The 2,111-nt window shown below is 42.3% G+C and carries 3 protein-coding genes; 2 read left to right on the top strand and 1 reads right to left on the bottom strand.

Features of this window, described 5'->3' with window-relative positions; genetic code table 11:
* Both cysW and H6S82_RS30420 read left to right on the top strand, forming a co-directional pair.
* On the top strand, nucleotides 1-800 hold an 800-nt coding region (gene cysW / locus H6S82_RS30425), incomplete at its 5' end, for a sulfate ABC transporter permease subunit CysW (RefSeq protein WP_199317998.1).
* 258 nt (nucleotides 801-1,058) lie between these two features.
* On the top strand, nucleotides 1,059-1,412 hold the full coding sequence (locus H6S82_RS30420; RefSeq protein WP_190465843.1) for an NIL domain-containing protein: 354 nt from the start codon (nucleotides 1,059-1,061) through the stop codon (nucleotides 1,410-1,412).
* A 368-nt stretch (nucleotides 1,413-1,780) separates the two neighbouring features.
* Here H6S82_RS30420 and H6S82_RS30415 read toward each other — a convergent pair.
* Nucleotides 1,781-2,111 (bottom strand): response regulator transcription factor (locus tag H6S82_RS30415; protein WP_191057266.1); only part of this gene is annotated, 331 nt, incomplete at its 5' end.

Below are 2,111 nucleotides of genomic sequence, written 5' to 3'. Positions count from 1 at the left end.
GGGTAAAAGTGGTTCTGATTGTGGTGGCGATCGCCTACTTATCCTTAATCTTGTTCATTCCTGCCGTTAACGTCTTTGTACAAGCATTTAAGCAAGGCGTCGGCCCTTTTTTAAACAACCTCACAGAACCTCACTTTGTCCACGCCGTAAACCTGACCCTATTAATTGCTCTGATTGTCGTGCCTGTAAACACGATATTTGGACTCTGTGCAGCTTGGGTAATTGCACGCAATCAATTTCGCGGTCGCACCTTTTTAATTAGTCTTTTAGACATACCCTTTGCGGTATCCCCAGTTGTAGCTGGACTGATGATTGTTCTTCTCTACGGACGCAATGGTTGGTTTGGGCCACTCCTGCAAGCGGTAAACATTAAAATTCTTTTTGCCACACCTGCAATGGTACTGGCGAGTTCATTTATCACCCTGCCTTTTGTCGCCCGCGAAGTTATTCCCGTTTTAGAAGAAGCTGGTTCCGAACAGGAAGAAGCCGCTAAAACTTTAGGTGCGAATGACTGGCAAGTATTCTGGCGCGTCACCCTACCCAATATTAGTTGGGGTTTGCTTTACGGTGTAATTTTGACCAATGCCAGAGTTATGGGTGAGTTTGGTGCGGTTTCGGTTGTATCTGGCAACATTGCCGGTAAAACTCAAACTCTGCCGCTGTTTGTAGAAGAAGCTTACAAGCAATACCAGACTCAAGCAGCATTTTCTGCTGCTGTACTGCTTGCCGGTTTGGCATTTGTCACGCTGGTTTTGAAAGAAATTTTGGAACGTAAAACCAAAATTAAAGAAGTTGAATGAGACAAATTTGCTAATTTCAAATTTTAGATTTCGGATTTCAAATTTATTTAGTTCAATCTGAAATCTAAAATTTGAAATCTCAAATTACCTATTACCCATTCAGGAGGATAGTTATCTAATCGTAGTGTGGTTTAGGTATGGGCGGTAAGTTTAGCAATTTCAACCAATAATTAAGTTCCCGTGCCGTAAATCACTATGTACGCATCTTTAACATAGCAAACATTTTTCACGATAAACCTGAAAGACCCGGAGTAAAAAATGGTACTTCAAAACAGCAACAACATTCCATCAGAGCAATTTGATACCTCTGCATTAAGTAAAGAATTAGACCTTCCTACTTCTCCTGATGACAACAGACACACACAAGTTAGGATTCGGGTTCGCATCCCCAAACATTATCATGAGGAACCAATTATTTCGCAGTTGATTTCTCAACACGGCGTCACAGTCAACATCGCCGCTGCATTACTTTCAGCCAATGCACGAGATGATGGCTGGTTTGACTTGGAACTCAAAGGTACTTCTGGGCAAATTCGCAGTGCTTTAATTTACATCAATGACTTGGATCTAGAAGTTTGGCATGATTCTAACTTCCAAGAAGAAAGTTGGTGATTGGTAGAACTTTATTTCAGTTTTGCAGATAATTGCTTATCCTCTGGAAGCAGCCATCAAAGCATCTTGTTTTATTTTGACCGATACAGAAAGTAAGCAGAGTTTGGTGCAGTAGCGTTTATTTCTAAAAACTTTGCTCGCCAAACTCATACCCTGTCACTCTTTTTGATACTTCCCCGCTAAAAAGACGGAGGCTCCCAATGTACCGCTATACGTGGTAAATAGTGTTTAAAAAGATTAGACAGAAACAGCTTTGTTAACTGCTGTTCCTCGCCCATTTAGCCTAAGTCACCTTTGTCTTTAAGTAAACCCTGGAGGAGCTTAAAACCGCGTTCGAGAGGTAGATGGCTAATAACTAATCTTTGGGTTTAGGCCATGCTGTTTTCAATTGCCCAGCGTGCCAGTTCTGTGCGGTTATGCAGACCTGTTTTGCCCAGCATATTGGATACGTGGCTTTCGACAGTGCGCTGGCTGACATTTAGTTCATCGGCAATTTCACGATTAGCTAAACCCCGCGCTACGTGCTGTACTACTTTTAGTTCGGTCGGAGTTAACTGCACATCGAAGGGAACGTGGATTCTCTGTCCATCCTCTCCCTTACTATGGTGAGCGATCAAACGTTCGGTATGTTTTAAGGAAGACTCCACTTGAGCCACTAATTCTTCTGGCTCAAATGGTTTAACCATGTATACATCTGCA

This window comes from Planktothrix sp. FACHB-1355, from assembly GCF_014748295.1.
In the GTDB taxonomy this organism is placed as follows: domain Bacteria; phylum Cyanobacteriota; class Cyanobacteriia; order Cyanobacteriales; family Aerosakkonemataceae; genus Aerosakkonema; species Aerosakkonema funiforme_A.
The sequence above is the reverse complement of the archived record's forward strand: the minus strand, read 5'-3'. Positions and strand labels throughout refer to the sequence as shown.

Excerpts from the sequence above, each read along its gene's own strand:
- H6S82_RS30420 (WP_190465843.1), top strand. The coding sequence starts at position 1,059 with ATGGTACTTCAAAACAGCAACAACATTCCATCAGAGCAATTTGATACC.